Source organism: Streptomyces sp. NPDC096079, from assembly GCF_040303145.1.
In the GTDB taxonomy this organism is placed as follows: Bacteria; Actinomycetota; Actinomycetes; order Streptomycetales; family Streptomycetaceae; genus Streptomyces.
In genome coordinates this window covers 88,328-106,324 of sequence record NZ_JBEOST010000004.1, presented here as the reverse complement: position 1 = coordinate 106,324, position 17,997 = coordinate 88,328, and the positions used below count along the sequence as shown (strand labels likewise).

Below are 17,997 nucleotides of genomic sequence, written 5' to 3'. Positions count from 1 at the left end.
GTCGGTTCACCCAGCGTCCAGCACGAGTCCGCGCCGTGCACCCCCGCAAAGCCGGAAGGCCCGGCTCCCCCTCTCGGGGAACCGGGCCCTTCCGTGTGTCGTCGCGTACCTCGTGCGGATCAGTCGAGGTAGTCGCGCAGCACCTGCGAGCGCGACGGGTGACGAAGCTTCGACATCGTCTTCGACTCGATCTGACGGATCCGCTCTCGCGTCACGCCGTAGACCTTGCCGATCTCGTCCAGCGTCTTCGGCTGGCCGTCGGTGAGGCCGAAGCGCATGGAGACGACGCCCGCCTCACGCTCGGAGAGCGTGTCGAGAACGGAGTGCAGCTGCTCCTGGAGCAGCGTGAAGCTGACCGCGTCGGCCGGCACGACCGCCTCGGAGTCCTCGATGAGGTCGCCGAACTCGCTGTCGCCGTCCTCACCCAGCGGGGTGTGGAGGGAGATCGGCTCACGGCCGTACTTCTGGACCTCGATGACCTTCTCAGGGGTCATGTCGAGCTCCTTGGCCAGCTCCTCCGGGGTGGGCTCACGGCCCAGGTCCTGGAGCATCTGGCGCTGGACGCGCGCGAGCTTGTTGATGACCTCGACCATGTGCACCGGGATACGGATGGTGCGGGCCTGGTCGGCCATGGCGCGGGTGATCGCCTGACGGATCCACCAGGTGGCGTACGTGGAGAACTTGTAGCCCTTGGTGTAGTCGAACTTCTCGACGGCGCGGATCAGACCGAGGTTGCCCTCCTGGATCAGGTCCAGGAAGAGCATGCCGCGGCCGGTGTAGCGCTTGGCCAGCGAGACCACCAGACGGAGGTTGGCCTCCAGGAGGTGGTTCTTGGCCCGGCGGCCGTCCTCGGCGATGATCTCCAGCTCGCGCTTGAGCTTCGGGGCGAGCTTGTCGGAGTTCGCGAGCTTGTCCTCGGCGAACAGACCGGCCTCGATGCGCTTGGCGAGCTCGACCTCCTGCTCGGCGTTGAGCAGCGGAACCTTGCCGATCTGCTTGAGGTAGTCCTTGACCGGGTCGGCGGTGGCACCGGCAACGGCGACCTGCTGCGCCGGAGCGTCGTCCTCGTCCTCGTCGGACAGGACGAAGCCCTTGCTCTCGCCCTCGGTCTCCTCCTCCTCACCCTTGCCGGGTGCGACGTCCTCGAGGAGCTCCTCGCCCTCGATCAGCTCGTCGGCGTCCTTCTTGGACGTGGTCTTCTTGGCCGCCGTCTTCTTGGCGACGGTCTTCTTGGCGACCGCCTTCTTGGCGACGGTCTTCTTCGCGGCCGCCTTCTTGGCGGTCGATCCGGCCTCGTCGGACGGGTCGCTGTCCTCGGCCGCGGGGGCCGTGGAGGCCGAGACGGTGGACTTCGTCACGGTCGTCCTGGCGGTGACGGTCTTGGTGGCGGTGCGCTTGGCCGGGCTCTTCGCTGCGACGCTCTTGCGGGCGCGCTTCGGCGACTCCGCTGCACTGACCATCAGCGTCACACCCTCTTCCTCGAGGATCTGATTGAGGCTGCGCAGAACATTCTTCCACTGGGTTGGCGGAATCTGGTCAGCTTCGAAGGCCCGACGCACGTCATCGCCGGCGATCTGCCCATCAGCCTTTCCCCGCTCGATGAGCGCCATCACAGACTCGGACTCGGCGATCTCCGGCGGGAGCGTACGGGATGTGCTGGCCGACACGAACAACCTCTCGGAACGATGGAAACGGCTTCCGGCCCCGCCCTGGATCGGGCTGGAGCCGACGACCGTCGACGGGGAATGTGCCGACGGCGCGGGCTGGACCGGGGAACTGCACAGCGCCTCCACGGGCTGCTGTATTCCTTCCTCGGCTGTCACCTCTTAGGTCATCGCACGGCTCGGAGGAGTGTTACGCCCAATCTTCGTGGCCCGAGTCACACCTCATGTGCCGCGAAACGCCCAGAGTGGCCGATCACTACACATTGTGCCGCCGAAACCCGGGCGCCACCCGGGGAGACCCTGCCGGGCCCCGGGTGGCGCTCGGACCCGGCGGCACGCGGTGCGTGCGCCTCCGCGCTCCCGGCCACGACTCGCGGATCAGTGTTCGCGAGGGGCGGGGACGACGCGCTCCACCTCGGGGTGGACCGTGAGCAGCTGCCGCATGGCGGACTCGGCGCCCTGGGCGTCGCCCGCGGCGAGCGCGTCCACGATCCGGGCGTGGTGCGCGAGGCAGGTCTCGCTGGGGCGGTCGCAGCCGGTGGCGGGCCCGCCGGAGACCTGGAGTGCGGCGGCGACGATGCCGGAGAGGTGCTCCAGCATGCGGTTCCCGGCGAGCTGGATGAGCAGCGAGTGGAACTCGGTGTCGGCGCGGGAGAAGGTGATGCCGTCGCCCTGGGCGAACGCGTGCCCCATGATCTCGACCATGTCGGCGAGACGCTGCTGCACGTCCTCGCGGCCGTGCCCGGCGGCGAGGCGAGCGGCGAGGGGCTCGATGGTCCAGCGGAGCTCGTTCAGCTCGCGGCGCTGGTCGTCGCGCTGCGGGCCGAAGGCGCGCCACTCGATGATGTCCGGATCGAGGAGGTTCCAGTCGCTGACGGGCCTGACCCTCGTGCCGACGTTCGGGCGGGCGCTGACGAGCCCCTTCGCCTCCAGCACGCGCAGCGACTCGCGCACGACGGTGCGTGAGACCTCGAAGCGCTGACCGATCTCCTCGGGGACGAGCGGGCGGTCCGCGCCGAGATCGCCGGAGACGATCATCTGGCCGAGCTGCTGGACGAGCTGCCCGTGCAGCCCGCGACCCCGGTTGCCGGCGGTGCGGCGGCCGACGCGGCCGAGGTCGGTGTCCACCCCCTCCCAGGCGGGCGGGCCCACGCGGCCGGCGGCGGGCGCCTCCGGGTAGGGGTAGCGGTCGAGATCGCCCGGGGCGCCGAGGCCGGTGTCGACGGGGCGGGCGGCGGTCATCATGGTGTGCGCAAGGGTACTCACGCATCCTTTGTCGGCGTTGCCTCCGTGACCCTTGAGGTCTTTGGTGAAAAGCACACGAAAGGGTGATCGGCACCCCCTACACAATTGACGATTAATCGGGCATAGTGGGCAGATTCCAAGGGAGTTGACGGCCAACCGGAATCTTCTGGTCCGGAACTGATCACCAACGGGCCCTGCGGCGAAGGCCGGTGAACAGATAGGCGCAGAGCAAGCCCGTCAACGTCAGCGAGAGCGCCACCCCCGCGGGCTGGCCAACCACCTTCAGCGCCCCCGCGAGCCACCGGTCGAGGGCCGGGGACCACTGCGGGCCGGCGAACTCGCGCAGCCTCGCCGGCAGTCCCGCCGCCGAACGGACCGACGGCCCGGTGAGCACCTTCTGCAGCAGCGGGACGAACGCCACCGGCACCGCGAGCACCGCCGCCACTCCGGCGGCAGCGGCCCGGAACACCCCGGCACCCAGCACCCCGGCCCAGGCGCAGCCGACGACGAGACCCAGCCAACTCGCGCAGAGACTCGGCCAGTTCCTCGGTACGGGGATCAACTCACCCCCGTGGACGAAGCGCAGCGCCTCCAGGTCGACAGCGACGACGAGCACCCCCAGCACCAGGGCCACGACGGCCGCCACGGCGAGCTTCGCGAGCAGCAGGCCCGGCCTGCGGGGCACGGCTCCGCGCCCCGTGGTGAGAGCGGGATAGCGGTACTCCTCACCGAAGGCGAAGGCCCCGAGCAGTCCGGCGCCGAGAGCGGCGGGGGGCAACGGGGAGAGCGCGGGCCAACCGGTCAGGACGGCCGGCAGCTCGGCCCGACCACTACGGCCCAGGAGCAGCGCGAGCGTCAGCGAGACCAGCAGGACCGCAGCGACGACGAGCGGCGTGGAGGGTACGCCCAGGAGTCGATGGAGCTCGTACCGGAGCGGTCGCAGGGGTGACCGCGCGGGCCTCCGCGCGACACCGCCCCCGTCGCCGACGGCCTCCCGCCGCCCGGCGGAGGACTGCCGCACGCCCGCCGACGCGGCGACGCGGCCCTCTGGCGTCCCGGCGCCCGTCGGCGTGGTGGCGGGCCCCGCGGGCCTTCCGGCCCCCTCGGCCCTCTCGGCCTGTCGCACCCCGTCCGCCGCCCCGCGGTCACGACCGGCGGGGGTGCCGCGTCCGCCGCCCCGCTCCTCGGCGAGCCGGTGGATCGGTACGCCGTGCCGGAACGCGGTGTCACCGACGGCCGCGCAGTCGCTGCCGTAGACCGACAGGCGGTTGCCGTCCTCGGCGACCACCTCGACCGGGCGGCGGGCGGCTCTGGCCTCCTGGGTCACGGCCGCGGCCAGCCGCGCGGCGTGCGGGGTGCGGACGACGACCCGGGGGCGCAGACGGGTGCGGGCGAAGTCGACGGCGTCCTGGTCCGCGACGAGCCGGCCGCCGTCGAGGGTGACGACGCGGTCGGCGTTGCGGGCCGCGTCCTTGGGGTCCTCCGTGGTGTACAGCACGGTTCCCCCCTCGGCGGCGTGCGCGCGCAACAGCTCGTGCAGCCATGTGCTCTCGGGTACGGAGAGACCCGCGCCCGGTTCGTCGAGCAGCAGGGTGTGGGGGGTGCCCAACAAGGCGGACGCGAGCCCGAGTCGACGGTCGGCGCCGATCGCCAGGGTCCCGATCCGCCGACGCTCCAGGCCCGTGAGGCCCAGCGTCCGCACCAGCTCCTCGGCCCGCGCGACGGGAACTCCGGTGGCGGCACAGAGCATCCGGAGCTGCCCCCGGAGCGTGCGGGAGGGATGCCCGGGGACGTCGCCGAGGAGCACACCGACCTCGCGCGGGGGGTGGGCGATGCGGTGCAGCGGGCGGCCTCGGAAGTAGGTGATCCCACGGCCGGGCTCCAGTTCGAGCATGAGCCGGAGGGCGGTGGTCTTGCCGGCGCCCCGCGACCCGAGCAGCGCGGTCACGGCACCCGGCCGCGCCTCGAAGGTCAGATCGTCCACGGCGGGCGGGCGATCGCGTCGGGGAGTGCTGGTCAGTCCGATTGCCTGGAGCATCGCTTCTCTCGCGGTAGGTGACACCGCTCCGCGGCAGGGCGGCGCTTCCGCAGCAAGATAACGCTACATTTCGGACTTTCGGTGCAGGTTGTGCGCTCAGGAGCGCCGGATGCACGCGGCCCTCAGACCTCGGGGCGCAGCATCGGCGGGTTGAGAAGGGTGGCCCCACCTGCCCGGAAGAGCTGTGCGGGGCGCCCTCCCTGACGAGTCGTCGTCCCTCCGGCCGGAACGAGGAAGCCGGGCGTGCCGGTCACCTTGCGGTGGAAGTTCCGCGGATCGAGGGACACCCCCCAGACGGCCTCGTAGACGCGTCGCAGCTCACCGACGGTGAACTCGGGCGGGCAGAAGGCCGTGGCCAGGGAGGAGTACTCGATCTTGGATCGTGCGCGCTCCACCCCGTCGGCGAGGATCCGGGCGTGATCGAAGGCGAGCGCTCCCCGAGCGTCGCCCTCGGCCGCGGCGGCCTCGTGCTCGCCGAGGAGTTCCTCGACCGGGGCCCAGCGGGCGCTGTTCGCGTCGCCGCCCGCGCGCGGCGCGGGAAGGTCCGGCGCCAGCGCCAGGTGCGCGACGCTCACCACCCGCATGCGCGGGTCGCGGTCGGGCGCCCCGTACGTCGCCAGCTGCTCCAGGTGGGCTCCGTTGGTCGGCACCGGCGGCGGGGCCGACGGATCGTGCGCGCAGAGGCCGGTCTCCTCGACCAGTTCCCGCGCGGCCGCCGTTCCGAGGTCCTCCTCCGCGTGTACGAAGCCGCCGGGCAGCGCCCAACGGCCCTGGTACGGCGCTTCTCCCCGCCGTACGACCAGGGTGCACAGCGCATGGCGCCGGACGGTGAGCACGACCAGGTCGACGGTCACGGCGAACGGCGGAAAGGCCGACGGGTCGTAGGGAGGCATGCCGCGATCATAGTCGTCTTCCTGACGATAAACACGCCCCGCGGAAGCATCGGCCGTCACTTCCTCACCGCGCCACGAGGCTTCCCGTGTCTCTGTGCCCGGCATCCCGTCACACCCCCAGTTGAAGGCCCTCTGCTGCCTGCTCGACCATACCGAGACCCAGCCTCCCGACCCGCACGGCGAAGGGCTCGCCGGCGACCACGAGCCCCGAAAGCCTGATCGCGCCGAGCGGCGCCGAGGCCAACGGTTGCACCGCCACGGACCGGCCCGACGCATCGGGTCTGATGCCCGCGAGGGCGAGCAGCGCACCGACCGCTCCGGCGGCGGCGACGGCCGCCGGCCGACATGCCGCCGGGTGCGGCACCGGACGTCCGCCGGTCGTCCGCTGCTCGCCCGCGTACATCTCGGGAAGCCGATGGGTGAAGGCCTCCGCCGCGTCGAGCAGCCCCCGCAGCAGGGAGGCGGCCTCCTTCTCGTGTCCGGCGGCGCCGAGGCCTGCCACGGCGACCGCCGTCTCGTGCACCCGGACCGCACCGGCCCGGTGCCCGAACGGGTTGTGGCCCGGTTCCTTGGTCCCGAGCCCGCGCAGTCCCCAGCCGGAGTCGAGCGCGGGCGCGCCGAGCAGACGTGCCACCTGTTCGGTCCGCGTCCGGTCCAGGAGGCCCGGTGCGTACCGGCCGCCGCCCAGCAGCCCGGTGTCGAGCAGGTGCGCGGCCCACCCGCCCAGGTACGGCCAGGTCCGGCCGTCCGACGCGCGGGCCACCGCCGGGCGGCCTCCCGCGGGGTCGTCGAGCCAGAACTCGCGCCGGAACCGCTCCCGGAGGGTCCGCGCGGTGTCCCGCAGTGCGTCTCCCCCGGGCCTCCCGCAGTCGTCGAGGAGGTCGGCACCGAGCAGGGCGGCGCGGTGCGCGTGCGCCTGGGTCTCGGCACGCCAGGGGACGGCGGGCCCGGGGTCCGGCACGAATCCGTCCGGGCCTGCCGAGCGCCGGAGCCAGTCGAGGCAGCGCTCCGCCACGGGGAGCAGGTCCTCGAGGTCCGCGGCGGGAAGCCCCCAGCGCCGGGCCTCGGCGAGCACGGCCGGGAAGGCGAGGGTGGCTTCGATGCCCGTGCACCGGGGCGGGAGGTGAGGGCCGGCGTCTCTGAGGGGTCCCTGGAGGCGGCCGGACTCCGAGCCACCGGCCGGGAGTTGGGTGCGTCCGAGTGCCCGCAGGGTGGTGGCGGCGAGCCGGGTCCCGAGGGGCAGGACCATGCGGGCCGCCCAGAGCGCCTCGGCGGTGACGGGTCCACAGCGCCAGGGGACGCCGGCCGCGAGGTAGACGTCTGCGGGGTGGGCGGGGTCGCGCTGGAGCAGAGCCCGGAGGTCCTCGACGGAGCCGCGGAGCAGCTCTCCCGGCCGCGGGTCGTCGCCCTCCGCGCGGGCTTCGGCGAGCAGGTGGCCGCCGGGCCGTCCGGAGCCCGCTCCCGAGGCGGTGGTGGGGCGGGTTCCCGACTGCCCTCGCACACGCAGCCGGATGGTGAAGTCCGCTCCGGGCGCGAGCTCCGCTTCCCACCGCAGGACTCCCGCAGCCGCCAGGGAGTCCATGGGCGGCGGGTCCGCCGTGACGGCGACGGACCGGCCGTCGCCACCGGTCCACCGCAGTCCGGTGCCGTGGACGCTGGCGGCGAGCTCCGGACCGGTCCTCCCGGACGCGACCGCGCCCAGGTCCGCGAGATCCGTGCCCAGAGCGACTTCCACGGGGAGGCGGAGGGACCGGGTTGCGGCGCTGCGCAGGGTGATCCGCTCGGTTCCGTCGGCGCTCCGCGTGCGTTCGACGGTGAGCGCGGGGTCCGGCCCGGCGTCCCCGGGGACCCGGAGGGCACCGAGGAACACCGCTCGGTCGGCGGCCGCCATGCGGCCTTGGAGCGCGACGGGTTCGCGCCCCGCGACCCGCAGGACGCAGCGGGACAGGAGCCGCCGCCCCGCTTCGTACACCCCTTCGGGTCCTTCTCCGGTGAGCTGGCCGTGCTCGGCGCAGACGGCGAGGGCGGGCAGGGCCACGCAGAAGAGCGCACCGTGCACCGAGGGGAGTTCCGCGGGACGCGAGGCGCGTGGCAGCGCGACGCCGGTGCCGGACATGTGTCCGGAGGGGGGTCCGGACGGCTGGGTGGTGGGGCGGCCGGGGGCCGGTACGGGGCTGGGAGCCATGGCGGGTGGCTGCTCTCTGTGCGAACCGGGCGGCCGGCGAGGTGTCGGCGGGACGGTCCGTGCGACTCCGCCAGAGAGCTGAACGCGCTCGCGGGTGGCCGGGTCACGGTCGTCATCGGTCACTCCTGGAGCCGCGCTGCCCGCCGGGCCGCGGGGTCCCGCTCCCCGGCCTCGCCGTCGCGGGTCCGCCGGGACGGACCCCGGCCGTCGCCCGGCGGCCGCTCCCACCGGTCTGCCGCCCCGGCTTCCTGAGGGACAGCGGGGTGCCCGGACGGCGGGCGGCGCGCATCCCGACCCGCCGGGAGGGCGCGGACGCCTCCTGCTCCGGGGCCGTGCGCGCGTCCCGCTCGCTCCTCAGGCAGGAACGGAGCGACTCCGGGTCGAGGCCCTCGTTGCAGGCCTGGTGGAGCAGCCGGGCGAAGACGTACTCGGGGTCGGCGTCGAGGGCCAGCCCGAGGGCGACCCGTGCGGTCGGCTCGTCACCCGTGGACCAGGCCGTCCAGCCCGCGAGGGTGAGGGGCGCGGCAGCGTGCTCCTGGTAGGGCGTGACACAGCGCGTGGACAGGACGCGCCAGAGGCGCAGCGCGGCGGTGCCCTCCCAGCCCTCCATCCACTCGGCGGCGCGGTCCCGGGTGACCCGGTCCTGCAGGCCGAGGACGAGAGCGGCCGCCTCCTCGATGGTGATCAGGGCGTCGTCAGCCGCGTCGAGCGCGGCAGTGGAGCTGACGGGGCGGCCCGGGAGGACGGATCGCACGGGACTCGACGCGCTCGGCGCGGCCGCCGCACCGACCCGACCGCTCGCGGCCCCGGGCCGCTGCGGGCTCCGCCTGCCCGTCGGTGGTTCGGCGAAGCGGCGGAGGATCTCGCGGGCGAGCGCCAGCGTCGCCTCGCGCACCTCCTCCCGTCCCTGCCCTTCGGCTCCTTCGAGGATCCGGGGGACGATCGAGGCGGCGGCCGTGTCGAGGGCGGTCCGCTGCTCCTCGCCCCCGGGCCCGCCGCTCGGCTTGAACCGGGCCTCCATGTCCCGCAGGGTGCCCCGCACCTGCACTCCGGCGTAGGTCGCGGCCGCCGCCATCACCGAGGTGCCGTTGAGCGCGAGCGGGGTGCCGTCGGGCGGGCAGCAGCGCTGGTCGGGGCAGCAGTACGAGAAGTAGAGCCCGTCGGTGATGCAGAGGGCCTCGTAGACGGGAATGTCGAGGGCGCCGCAGGCGGTCCGCAGGCGTTGCGCGAAGGGCCGCAGTCGCTCCATGACCCGGCGGCCCGTCTCGCCCGGCGCGGGGTCCTGGCACAGGAAGACGACGATGCCGTCGGGCCTGGCGCCGGACCGGGCGCCTCCCTCGACGAGGCACTCGGCGAGGTGGTCCGCGGTGGACGCCCATTCCTGGGGCGAGCGCGGGATCCCGAGCCTGACCCGGCCCCCGAAGCGCCCGTGCTCGCCGTGGAGGGCGACCAGGACGACGGAGTCGGTGGGGTGGAATCCCAGCACGAACGGCAGGGCGTCGGCCAGTTCCGCCGGGCCGCGCAGGGTGATCCGCTGGGTACGGGAAGGTCCACTGGATTCGTGGTGGTTCGCGTTCATGGTCAGGACGGTCTCGTGATCTCCCGAATTCCGAAACCCCTGTGGATAACTCCTGGATCGCGGCATACACGACCCGGCTGAGTTATCCACAGCTTCGGCGTCTCATTCGCGCGATGTCCGAGGCATCGGGTTGCATGGAGGCATGACCCAAGCAGCCCCGCTGGAAGACCGCGCCGCCCTCCGAGCCGCCGCCGACGCCGTGCTCGCCCGTCTCGTCTCCGACCCGACCGGCGAGGCCAGACTGCGCGAGGACCAGTGGCGTGCCATCGAGGCCCTGGTCGCCGACCGGCGCCGCGCACTCGTGGTGCAGCGGACCGGCTGGGGCAAGTCGGCCGTGTACTTCGTGGCGACCTCGCTGCTCCGCGAGCGCGGCAGCGGCCCGACCGTGATCGTCTCTCCGCTGCTCGCCCTGATGCGGAACCAGGTGGAGGCGGCGGCCCGTGCGGGCATCCGCGCCCGGACCATCAACTCCTCGAACTCGGAGGAGTGGGAGACCATCCAGCAGGAGGTCGCCTCTGGTGAGGTGGACGTCCTCCTGGTGAGCCCGGAGCGGCTCAACAACCCCGATTTCCGCGATCAGGTGCTGCCCCGCCTGGCGGCCGCCACCGGGCTGCTCGTGGTCGACGAGGCGCACTGCATCTCGGACTGGGGCCATGATTTCCGGCCCGACTACCGCCGGCTGCGGACGATGCTCGCCGACCTGCCGGCCGGTGTTCCCGTGCTCGCCACCACGGCGACGGCGAACGCCCGGGTGACGGCGGACGTGGCCGAGCAGCTCGGCACCGGCGCGGGCACGGACGCCCTCGTCCTGCGCGGGCCCCTCGACCGCGAGAGCCTGAGTCTCGGTGTGGTCGCGCTGCCAGACGCTGCCCACCGGCTGGCCTGGCTCGCCGACCACCTCGGCGAGCTGCCCGGCTCCGGCATCATCTACACCCTGACGGTCGCCGCGGCCGACGAGGTGACCGCCTACCTGCGCCAGTGCGGCCACACCGTCTCCTCGTACACCGGCCGCACGGAGAACGCCGACCGGCAGCAAGCGGAGGACGACCTCCAGGCCAACCGCGTCAAGGCGCTCGTCGCGACCTCGGCCCTCGGAATGGGCTTCGACAAGCCGGACCTGGGCTTCGTGGTGCACCTCGGGTCGCCTTCCTCCCCCATCGCGTACTACCAGCAGGTCGGCCGTGCCGGGCGCGGGGTGGAGCACGCGGAGGTGCTGCTGCTGCCCGGGAAGGAGGACGAGGCGATCTGGCGCTACTTCGCCTCGGTGGCCTTTCCGCCCGAGGAGCAGGTGCGCCGCACGATCGACGTGCTCGCGCAGGCGGGCCGGCCCATGTCCCTGCCGGCCCTCGAACCGCTGGTGGAACTGCGCAGGACCCGGCTGGAGACCATGCTCAAGGTCCTGGACGTGGACGGCGCGGTCCGGCGGGTGAAGGGCGGCTGGGAGAGCACCGGGCAGCCGTGGGTGTACGACACCGAGCGGTACGCCTGGGTGGCCCGGCAGCGGGCGGCCGAGCAGCAGGCGATGCGCGACTACGCGGCGGCCACCGGGTGCCGGATGGAGTTCCTGCGGCGCCAGCTGGACGACGAGGAGGCCACCCCGTGCGGCCGCTGCGACAACTGCGCGGGAAGCCGCTTCGACCCGAAGGTGTCCGTGGCCGCGCTGGACGCCGCCAAGGGCGAGCTGGGGCGGCCCGGCGTGGAGGTCGAGCCCCGCAAGATGTGGCCCACCGGGCTCGCCGCGGTCGGGGTCGACCTGAAGGGCCGCATTCCGGCCGGGGAGCAGTCGTTCGGCGGCCGGGCCCTGGGGCGACTCTCGGACATCGGCTGGGGCAATCGGCTCCGCCCGTTGCTCGCCGACGGCACGCAGGACGGCCCCGTGCCGGACGACGTGGTGCAGGCCGTGGTCCATGTGCTGGCAGACTGGGCCAAGGGGCCCGGGGGGTGGGCGTCCGGGGCGCCGGACGCGCCGGCCCGGCCCGCCGGTGTGGTCACGGTCGCCTCCCACCGCAAGCCGCGTCTGGTCGGTTCGCTCGGTCAGCGGATCGCTGAGATCGGCAGAATGCCCCTGCTCGGAGCGGTGGAGTACGTCCCCGAGGCGGAGGAGCTCCGGCTCTCGCGCACCAACAGCGCTCAGCGGGTCGTCGGTCTCCAGCGCACGCTGACGGTCCCTTCTGAGCTGGCCGGGCGGCTCGCGGACGCGGGCGGGCCGGTTCTCCTCGTGGACGATCTCTCGGACACCGGCTGGACGTTGGCAGTGGCGGCGCGGCTGCTGCGGCGGGCCGGAGCGGAAGGGGTGTTCCCGCTGGTGCTCGCCGTCCAGGGGTGAAACAGGAGGGGAAACGGGGAGTGAACAATGGGCAACTGGGCAGGGATATGAGTGGCATACCGACTCATTACCGTCAGCGGTCTCAATTGCTCGTTGCCGCTCGCGCACGGGCCCGCAAGAATTGGGAAACCGCCCCGCACGGCCCGTCAGCGGTCCGGAAGGACTGTGCTGTGGTGCGCCCTCACCCGACCTTGCCCGCCCAGCGGGCGCGTATCCGAAGGGAGGACCGTGACCCTCGGATTCGCTCCGCCCACAGCCGCCTCGCTCAGATCGTCGTCCGAGTCCGCCAGCCGCCTCGCTCGGATGCTCGAACCGTCCGAGTGGGCAGCGGCGGGAATCCCCTTGCTGCGCAACCCGCGCGAAGTCGTCAGCGGCCTCCACTCGCGCCATGCTCCCACGCCCTCGACGGCCGTCCTCGCCGTCTTGGACCATGAGGAACGGCTCGCCGCCAGCGCCTCGTTCGTCCGCCGCCCCGTCGCGGCGGACGGCTGGGACTTCCGCAACGCGCTGCTCGCACATCTGCGGAGGGTCATTCCGCACGACCTCCGCAGACGCACGCCCGTGCGGACCGCGGTCCTGCTGTACTGCCGCGACGGCGACGAGCGCTGGACGGAGGAGGACGGAGCCTGGATGTGGGGGCTCCGGGACGCCTGCACCCTGCACGGGCTCCGCTGCGGCGCGTACATCACGCTGACCGGCGGGGGCTGGCAGGTGCTCGGGGAGGGGCGGGGTGGTCGTCGGCCGAGCTCGGACTCGCTGCCCCTGCCGCTGAGTGAAGGACCGGCGGAGATCGGCCTGCCCGCTCCGAGAACGGCGAGCGGCGCGACCGAACCACTGCGCCGGGCCGCCGCACGCTGACACACCGCCGACCTCAAGGGGGCAACGTCTCTGGGGTCAGTGATGCCTCTGGGACCGCTGAAGGGCCGCTCATGGGGCCGCTGGGCCCCAGAGCCGCCCCGCGCTCCCTCGTCGCCGCCCCCTGCCGGTCCTCGTCCCGGCCCCTCCCGAGACCTACCGGGCCCTCCGCCAGGTCCTGGTAGGGCCCGACGGAGGAACGGCGGAGAAGCAGCCGAAGGGCGGCCGAGAAGCGCCGAAGCCGCCGTCGGTCAGACGCCGGCGCCGAAGCCGCCGTCGGTCAGACGCCGGCGCCGGATCAGCGGTCGGTCAGACGCCGACGCCGAGGAGCGCGGTGACGCGCTGCGAGTCACCGCAGACGACGAGCAGCGCGCCCGCACGGGTCATCGCCGTGGGAAGGGCCCGGGCGGCCGTCTCCTCGTCGCCGCCGTTCACGGCGACGATCACCACGGGACGGGCGGCGGCCCGTTCCACGGCGGAGGCGTCCGCGAAGAACACGTCGTCACCGGCGTCCTGTTGGGCCCAGTAGGCGTCCTCACCGAAGGACAGCTCGTGGGTCGCCCACGGGTGCGGGTCGCCGGTGGTGAGCACCAGGATCTCGCCGGGCGCGCGTCCGCTCTCCAGCAGGAGGTCCAGCGCCTCCTCGGCGGCGTCAAGCGCGCCGTCGGCGGGGGCCGGGATCAGCTGGAGCTGCGGGGTGGATCGCTGGTCGGAACGATTCTCCGGGCGCTTGGCCGGAGACTGCCCTGCACCGGGGTGCGGTGCGGCGGGCCTGGCCGGACCGGGACTGGGGCGCCCGGGGCGCGGAGAGGCCGCGGAACGCGGGCCGGGTACGGGACGGGGGGTCGACGCGGGGCGGCCGGCGGCCGCGGTGGCGCGGGGACCCTGGGCGCTCTCGTGAATCTGAGGCTCCTCGGGGATGAGAGGCATGAATGGATGTCTATCAAACGCCGCTGCGCGAAGCACCGGCGGGTGGGCACACATGTGCACCCCGGCCGCGTGGACGGCCCTCGAACAGGGCCCCGTGACCGGAAGTTCAGAAGTCGAAGCCGAGTTGGCCCCCGCTTTCCAGCGCGGCCGCCTCGGCGGAGAGGCGGACCTTTTTGAGGTGGCGCCACTGGGGCAACGCGTCCAGGTACGACCAGGAGAGTCGGTGGTACGGGGTGGGCCCCAGCTCTTCGAGCGCCGCCTTGTGGACCGGCGAAGGGTAGCCCGCGTTGGCGCCGAAGGCGTACGCGGCGTAGGGGCCGCCCTCGGCCTCCAGCTCCGCCATGAGGGCGTCGCGCCGGACCTTCGCTATGACGGAGGCGGCCGCGACGGCGACGCAGGACTGGTCGCCCTTGATCACCGTGCGGACCCGCCAGGGGGTGCCGAGGTAGTCGTGCTTGCCGTCCAGGATCACCGCGTCGGGCCGGACGGGAAGGCCTTCGAGGGCTCGGACGGCCGCGAGCCGCAGCGCCGCGGTCATGCCGAGGTCGTCGATCTCCTGCGGGGAGGCGTCGCCGAGTGCGTACGCGGTGACCCACCCTTCGAGCTCCGCGGCCAGCGCGTTCCGGCGCTTCGGGGTGAGCAGCTTGGAGTCGGTGAGCCCCTCCGGGGGGCGCCGCAGGCCGGTGACGGCCGCGCACACCGTGACGGGACCGGCCCACGCCCCGCGTCCGACCTCGTCGACCCCGGCGACGATCTTGGCGCCGGTGGTGGCTCGGAGCGACCGCTCGACAGTGTGGGTGGGTGGTTCGTACGGCATGGCGCCAGACAGGTTACGCCGCCTGACGCCACCAGCGATACCCGGATTCGCCCCGGACGCCCGGAGGCCCGCCGGGACACGCACGGAATCGCACCCTCGACCCGGCTCAGGCACGCACCAGGGGCACCATGATCCGGTCGATCACGTCGGCGATCTCACTGTCCGGCCATTCGCTTCCGCACACTTTGGATCGGTACATCATCATCGCGGGAATGACATCCAGGACGAGGTCGTCGATCGCGTCCGAACGGACCTCCCCACGCGAGATCCCACGGCGCAGCACCTCCCGGAAGAGACCCTTCGACGGCTCGACGACGCCCGTCTCGATCAACCCATGGAAGCGGGCGGAGGCCTCGGCGTCGCATTCGTGAAGCACGGCACGCAGCGCGAAGCCGGGCTTGGAGTACATGACGTCCCGGACCCGGCGGCACAGCTCGTAGAGGTCCTCGCGCACACGGCCGGTATCCGGAGCCTCGTCGAGCCTCGGCAGCCCGGCCTGGAGGGCATCCGCGACGAGGTCTTCCTTCGACGGCCACCGCCGGTACACCGCGGCTTTGCCCGTCTGCGCGCCGACCGCGACACCCTCCATCGTGAGCCCGCTCCAGCCGACACTGCTCAGCTGATCGAGCGCGGCCTCCAGGATCGCCCGCTCGAGCACCGGGCCGCGGCGTCGCAGCGCCGCCCCCTCCGGCCGGGCGGCGGCCGTGGAGCGCGAAGTAACCATCAGGATCTCTCCGTTGACGCGATTCGATTCGTCGGCAGTGCCCAGTGAACGGTTGCGTTCACTGAGGGGGACTCACTACCGTGGCGAACAGTGAACGGGTGCGTTCACTAATTCTTCCGTGGGGGATCCATAGTGACAACTTCTCCGGTGGACACACAGACCAAGGACGAGCCAGCTCGCGCCGCAGGTCGGCCGGGCATCGCCTTGACCGTCATCGCCGCCTGCCAGCTGATGGTCGTCCTCGACGCCACCATCGTGAACATCGCGCTGCCGCACATCCAGGACGCGCTCTCCTTCTCGACCACCGACCTGTCGTGGGTGCTCAGCGCCTACACGCTCACCTTCGGCGGCCTGCTGCTCCTCGGCGGCCGGGCCGGCGACATCCTGGGCCGCCGCCGGGTGTTCATGGCCGGAATCCTGCTCTTCACGTTCGCCTCGCTCCTCGGCGGCTTCGCCCAGGAGCCCTGGCAGCTGCTCGCGGCGCGCGCCCTGCAGGGCGTGGGCGGCGCGATCGCCTCGCCCACCTCGCTCGCGCTGATCACCACGACGTTCCCCGAAGGACCGGAGCGCAACCGGGCGTTCGGGGTGTTCGCGGCGGTCTCCGCCGGCGGCGGCGCGATCGGCCTCCTGGCCGGCGGGGCGCTCACGGAATGGCTCGACTGGCGCTGGGTCTTCTTCGTCAACGTGCCGATCGGCCTGCTGATCGCGTTCCTCACCCCGCGCTACATCGCGGAGTCCGAGCGCCACCCGGGACGCTTCGACATCGCGGGAGCCACGACGTCGACGCTGGGCATGGCCGCGCTGGTCTACGGCTTCATCCGGGCATCCGAGAAGGGGTGGAAGGACAGCCTGACCATCGGTTCCTTCGCCGCCGCGGTGATCCTCCTCGTGGCGTTCACCGTGGTCGAGTCGCGGGCCAAGGAGCCGATCACGCCGCTGCGCATGTTCGCGGACCGCAACCGCTCCGGCACGTACGTCATCATGCTCAGCCTGTCGGCCGCGATGTTCGGCATGTTCTTCTTCATCGTGCTGTGGGTGCAGAACGTCCTGGGCTACACCCCGGTTCAGGCCGGACTCGCCTTCCTTCCGGTGACCGTCGCCATCGGCGTCGGCGCGGGACTCGCGCAGCGACTGCTCCCGGTCCTCGGCCCCAAGCCCTTCATGGTGACCGGAGCGGCGCTCACCGGCGTCGGCCTCTTCTGGCTGACGTTCATCTCGTCGGGCAGCAGCTACGTCAGCGGGGTGCTGGGGCCGATGGTCGTCTTCGGCTTCGGCATGGGCCTCAACTTCGTGACGCTCACGCTCACGGCCGTCTCCGGAGTCGCCCAGCACGAGGCGGGCGCCGCCTCGGGTCTGCTCAACGCGACCCAGCAGGTCGGCGGGTCGCTCGGCCTCTCCATCCTGGTCACCGTCTTCGGCACGGCCAGCCGCGAGGAGGGCGAGAAGCAGCTGCCCGACTTCCTCGCGCACTCCACTCCCGAGCAGCAGGCCGAGGCCTTGAAGACGAAGGAACTGCCCGCGCCCTGGGGCCACGAGGTGCTGACCTCCGGCATCTCCTCGGCCTTCACGGCCGCCGTCGGCATGGTGCTGATCGCGCTGGTCACGGCCGTCCTGGTGATCAAGGTCCGCAAGAGCGACCTGGAAGCGCTCAGCGGCCGCGCCGAGGCGGCCGGGCCGGTGGCCTGATCACGTACCGCACCATCGGTGGCCCGATCACGTACCGCCGCATCAGTGGCCTGATCGCGTTCCGGCCCGTCGCCGGCCTGATCACGTACCCCGCCTCCGTACCCCTTGCTTGAGGGAGTACGGAGGCGGGTACGAGATCAGGCCTTTCGGTCCGGGACCCAGCCCGGCAGCTCCTCGGTCTGCCGCAGCCAGTCCTTCGGCGGCGCGCCCGCCGCCGAGGAGGCGACCACGCCGCCGGCGATGGCGCAGGTGGTGTCGACGTCCCCGCCGACCTGCGCGGTCGTCCAGAACACCCGCTCGAAGTCGCCGAGCGCCCGAGCCGCCGACCACAGGGCGAAGGGGACCGTGTCGTGCGCGCTCGTCCGGCGCCCGCTGCCGAGGACCGCGGCGACCGTGTTCGCGTCGCCGTAGTCGAGCATGTCGCGGGCCCTGCGCAGTCCCGCCCCGACCGCGCTGCGCGGGACCAGGGCGATGACCCCGTCGAGCAGTGCCTCGGGCGTCGGCGGTCCGGCGGGATCGGCGGCGATCGCGGCCGCGGCGGCGACGGCCATGGCTCCCACCACGGCCTCCCGGTGCTGGTGAGTCGTGTACGCGGAGATCTCGGCCTGGTGGGTGGCCTGCTCGGGGTCGTCGGCGTACCAGGCGCCCAGCGGCGCGATCCGCATCGCGGCGCCGTTGCCCCAGGACCCCTGTCCCTTGAAGAGCGCGGAGGCCAGTTCCCGCCAGTCGCCGCCCTCCCGGATGAGCCGGAGCATGCGGTTGACGGCCGGGCCGTAGCCCCGGTCGAAGTCGTGGTGCTCTGCGAAGGACCGGGCCAGGGCGTCCTGGTCGATCCGGTCGTGGTGGACGAGGACGGCCAGGACGGAGCAGGCCATCTCGGTGTCGTCGGTCCACTGCCAGGGGCCGGCGGGCAGCTCGCGCCGCTTCAGCAGGGGATAGTGTGCGGGTACGAAGAACTGGGAGCCCAGTGCGTCTCCCACGGACAGCCCACGCAGGCTGGCCAGGGCGCGGTCGAAGCGCCGGTCGGGTGCGGAGTCAGCGGTCATCGGTCTGCC

The 17,997-nt window shown here is 72.9% G+C and carries 13 protein-coding genes; 3 read left to right on the top strand and 10 right to left on the bottom strand.

Annotation, left to right across the window (positions count from 1 at the left end):
• Window positions 1-119 precede the first annotated feature (119 nt).
• The 6 genes from ABTY59_RS10930 to ABTY59_RS10905 form a co-directional block, all read right to left on the bottom strand.
• Window positions 120-1,667 (bottom strand): RNA polymerase sigma factor, encoded by a 1,548-nt coding sequence (locus ABTY59_RS10930; RefSeq protein ID WP_352018869.1) that lies wholly within the window; start codon window positions 1,665-1,667, stop codon window positions 120-122.
• A gap of 375 nt (window positions 1,668-2,042) precedes the next feature.
• Window positions 2,043-2,930 carry a FadR/GntR family transcriptional regulator gene (locus tag ABTY59_RS10925; protein WP_352018596.1) on the bottom strand — a complete coding sequence of 296 codons (888 nt, stop codon included), beginning with the start codon at window positions 2,928-2,930 and terminating at the stop codon, window positions 2,043-2,045.
• A gap of 160 nt (window positions 2,931-3,090) precedes the next feature.
• Entirely contained in the window at window positions 3,091-4,947 is a 1,857-nt protein-coding gene (locus ABTY59_RS10920) for an ATP-binding cassette domain-containing protein (RefSeq protein ID WP_352018595.1), read from the bottom strand.
• Between the two features lie 122 nt (window positions 4,948-5,069).
• The gene (locus ABTY59_RS10915) at window positions 5,070-5,840 is read right to left on the bottom strand and encodes an NUDIX hydrolase (protein ID WP_352018594.1); all 771 of its coding nucleotides are present in this window, start codon (window positions 5,838-5,840) and stop codon (window positions 5,070-5,072) included.
• Window positions 5,841-5,949: 109 nt separating this feature from the next.
• A complete protein-coding gene (locus ABTY59_RS10910) occupies window positions 5,950-8,025 on the bottom strand; it encodes a glycogen debranching N-terminal domain-containing protein (RefSeq protein ID WP_352018593.1) in 2,076 nt (691 codons plus the stop codon).
• 112 nt (window positions 8,026-8,137) lie between these two features.
• Window positions 8,138-9,604 carry a DUF4192 domain-containing protein gene (locus ABTY59_RS10905; RefSeq protein ID WP_352018592.1) on the bottom strand — a complete coding sequence of 489 codons (1,467 nt, stop codon included), beginning with the start codon at window positions 9,602-9,604 and terminating at the stop codon, window positions 8,138-8,140.
• A gap of 142 nt (window positions 9,605-9,746) precedes the next feature.
• On the opposite strand from ABTY59_RS10905, the gene ABTY59_RS10900 reads away from it, so the two are divergent.
• Window positions 9,747-11,930 (top strand): RecQ family ATP-dependent DNA helicase, encoded by a 2,184-nt coding sequence (locus ABTY59_RS10900; RefSeq protein WP_352018591.1) that lies wholly within the window; start codon window positions 9,747-9,749, stop codon window positions 11,928-11,930.
• Window positions 11,931-12,158: 228 nt separating this feature from the next.
• Window positions 12,159-12,788 carry a hypothetical protein gene (locus ABTY59_RS10895; RefSeq protein WP_352018590.1) on the top strand — a complete coding sequence of 210 codons (630 nt, stop codon included), beginning with the start codon at window positions 12,159-12,161 and terminating at the stop codon, window positions 12,786-12,788.
• A gap of 306 nt (window positions 12,789-13,094) precedes the next feature.
• Here ABTY59_RS10895 and ABTY59_RS10890 read toward each other — a convergent pair whose 3' ends face one another.
• The 3 genes from ABTY59_RS10890 to ABTY59_RS10880 all read right to left on the bottom strand — a co-directional run bounded on the left by ABTY59_RS10890 (window position 13,095) and on the right by ABTY59_RS10880 (window position 15,256).
• Complete coding sequence (locus ABTY59_RS10890) at window positions 13,095-13,715, bottom strand: DEAD/DEAH box helicase (protein ID WP_352018589.1); 621 nt, start codon at window positions 13,713-13,715, stop codon at window positions 13,095-13,097.
• A 106-nt stretch (window positions 13,716-13,821) separates the two neighbouring features.
• Window positions 13,822-14,532 carry a ribonuclease HII gene (gene rnhB / locus ABTY59_RS10885; protein WP_352018588.1) on the bottom strand — a complete coding sequence of 237 codons (711 nt, stop codon included), beginning with the start codon at window positions 14,530-14,532 and terminating at the stop codon, window positions 13,822-13,824.
• 106 nt (window positions 14,533-14,638) lie between these two features.
• Window positions 14,639-15,256 carry a TetR/AcrR family transcriptional regulator gene (locus ABTY59_RS10880; RefSeq protein ID WP_352018587.1) on the bottom strand — a complete coding sequence of 206 codons (618 nt, stop codon included), beginning with the start codon at window positions 15,254-15,256 and terminating at the stop codon, window positions 14,639-14,641.
• Window positions 15,257-15,388: 132 nt separating this feature from the next.
• Between ABTY59_RS10880 and ABTY59_RS10875 the strand changes: the two genes are divergently transcribed.
• The gene (locus ABTY59_RS10875) at window positions 15,389-16,942 is read left to right on the top strand and encodes an MFS transporter (protein WP_403539928.1); all 1,554 of its coding nucleotides are present in this window, start codon (window positions 15,389-15,391) and stop codon (window positions 16,940-16,942) included.
• Window positions 16,943-17,079: 137 nt separating this feature from the next.
• Here the strand turns inward: ABTY59_RS10875 and ABTY59_RS10870 are convergent, their stop codons facing one another.
• Complete coding sequence (locus ABTY59_RS10870; protein WP_352018585.1) at window positions 17,080-17,988, bottom strand: ADP-ribosylglycohydrolase family protein; 909 nt, start codon at window positions 17,986-17,988, stop codon at window positions 17,080-17,082.
• Between the last annotated feature and the right edge of the window lie 9 nt (window positions 17,989-17,997).

What these genes read in the sequence shown, in the direction of transcription:
- ABTY59_RS10920 (WP_352018595.1), bottom strand. Translation starts at nt 4,947, where the DNA reads ATGCTCCAGGCAATCGGACTGACCAGCACTCCCCGACGCGATCGCCCG.
- ABTY59_RS10910 (WP_352018593.1), bottom strand. Translation starts at nt 8,025, where the DNA reads ATGGCTCCCAGCCCCGTACCGGCCCCCGGCCGCCCCACCACCCAGCCG.
- ABTY59_RS10870 (WP_352018585.1), bottom strand. Translation starts at nt 17,988, where the DNA reads ATGACCGCTGACTCCGCACCCGACCGGCGCTTCGACCGCGCCCTGGCC.
- ABTY59_RS10880 (WP_352018587.1), bottom strand. Translation starts at nt 15,256, where the DNA reads ATGGTTACTTCGCGCTCCACGGCCGCCGCCCGGCCGGAGGGGGCGGCG.
- ABTY59_RS10900 (WP_352018591.1), top strand. Translation starts at nt 9,747, where the DNA reads ATGACCCAAGCAGCCCCGCTGGAAGACCGCGCCGCCCTCCGAGCCGCC.
- ABTY59_RS10915 (WP_352018594.1), bottom strand. Translation starts at nt 5,840, where the DNA reads ATGCCTCCCTACGACCCGTCGGCCTTTCCGCCGTTCGCCGTGACCGTC.
- rnhB (WP_352018588.1), bottom strand. Translation starts at nt 14,532, where the DNA reads ATGCCGTACGAACCACCCACCCACACTGTCGAGCGGTCGCTCCGAGCC.
- ABTY59_RS10905 (WP_352018592.1), bottom strand. Translation starts at nt 9,604, where the DNA reads ATGAACGCGAACCACCACGAATCCAGTGGACCTTCCCGTACCCAGCGG.
- ABTY59_RS10890 (WP_352018589.1), bottom strand. Translation starts at nt 13,715, where the DNA reads ATGCCTCTCATCCCCGAGGAGCCTCAGATTCACGAGAGCGCCCAGGGT.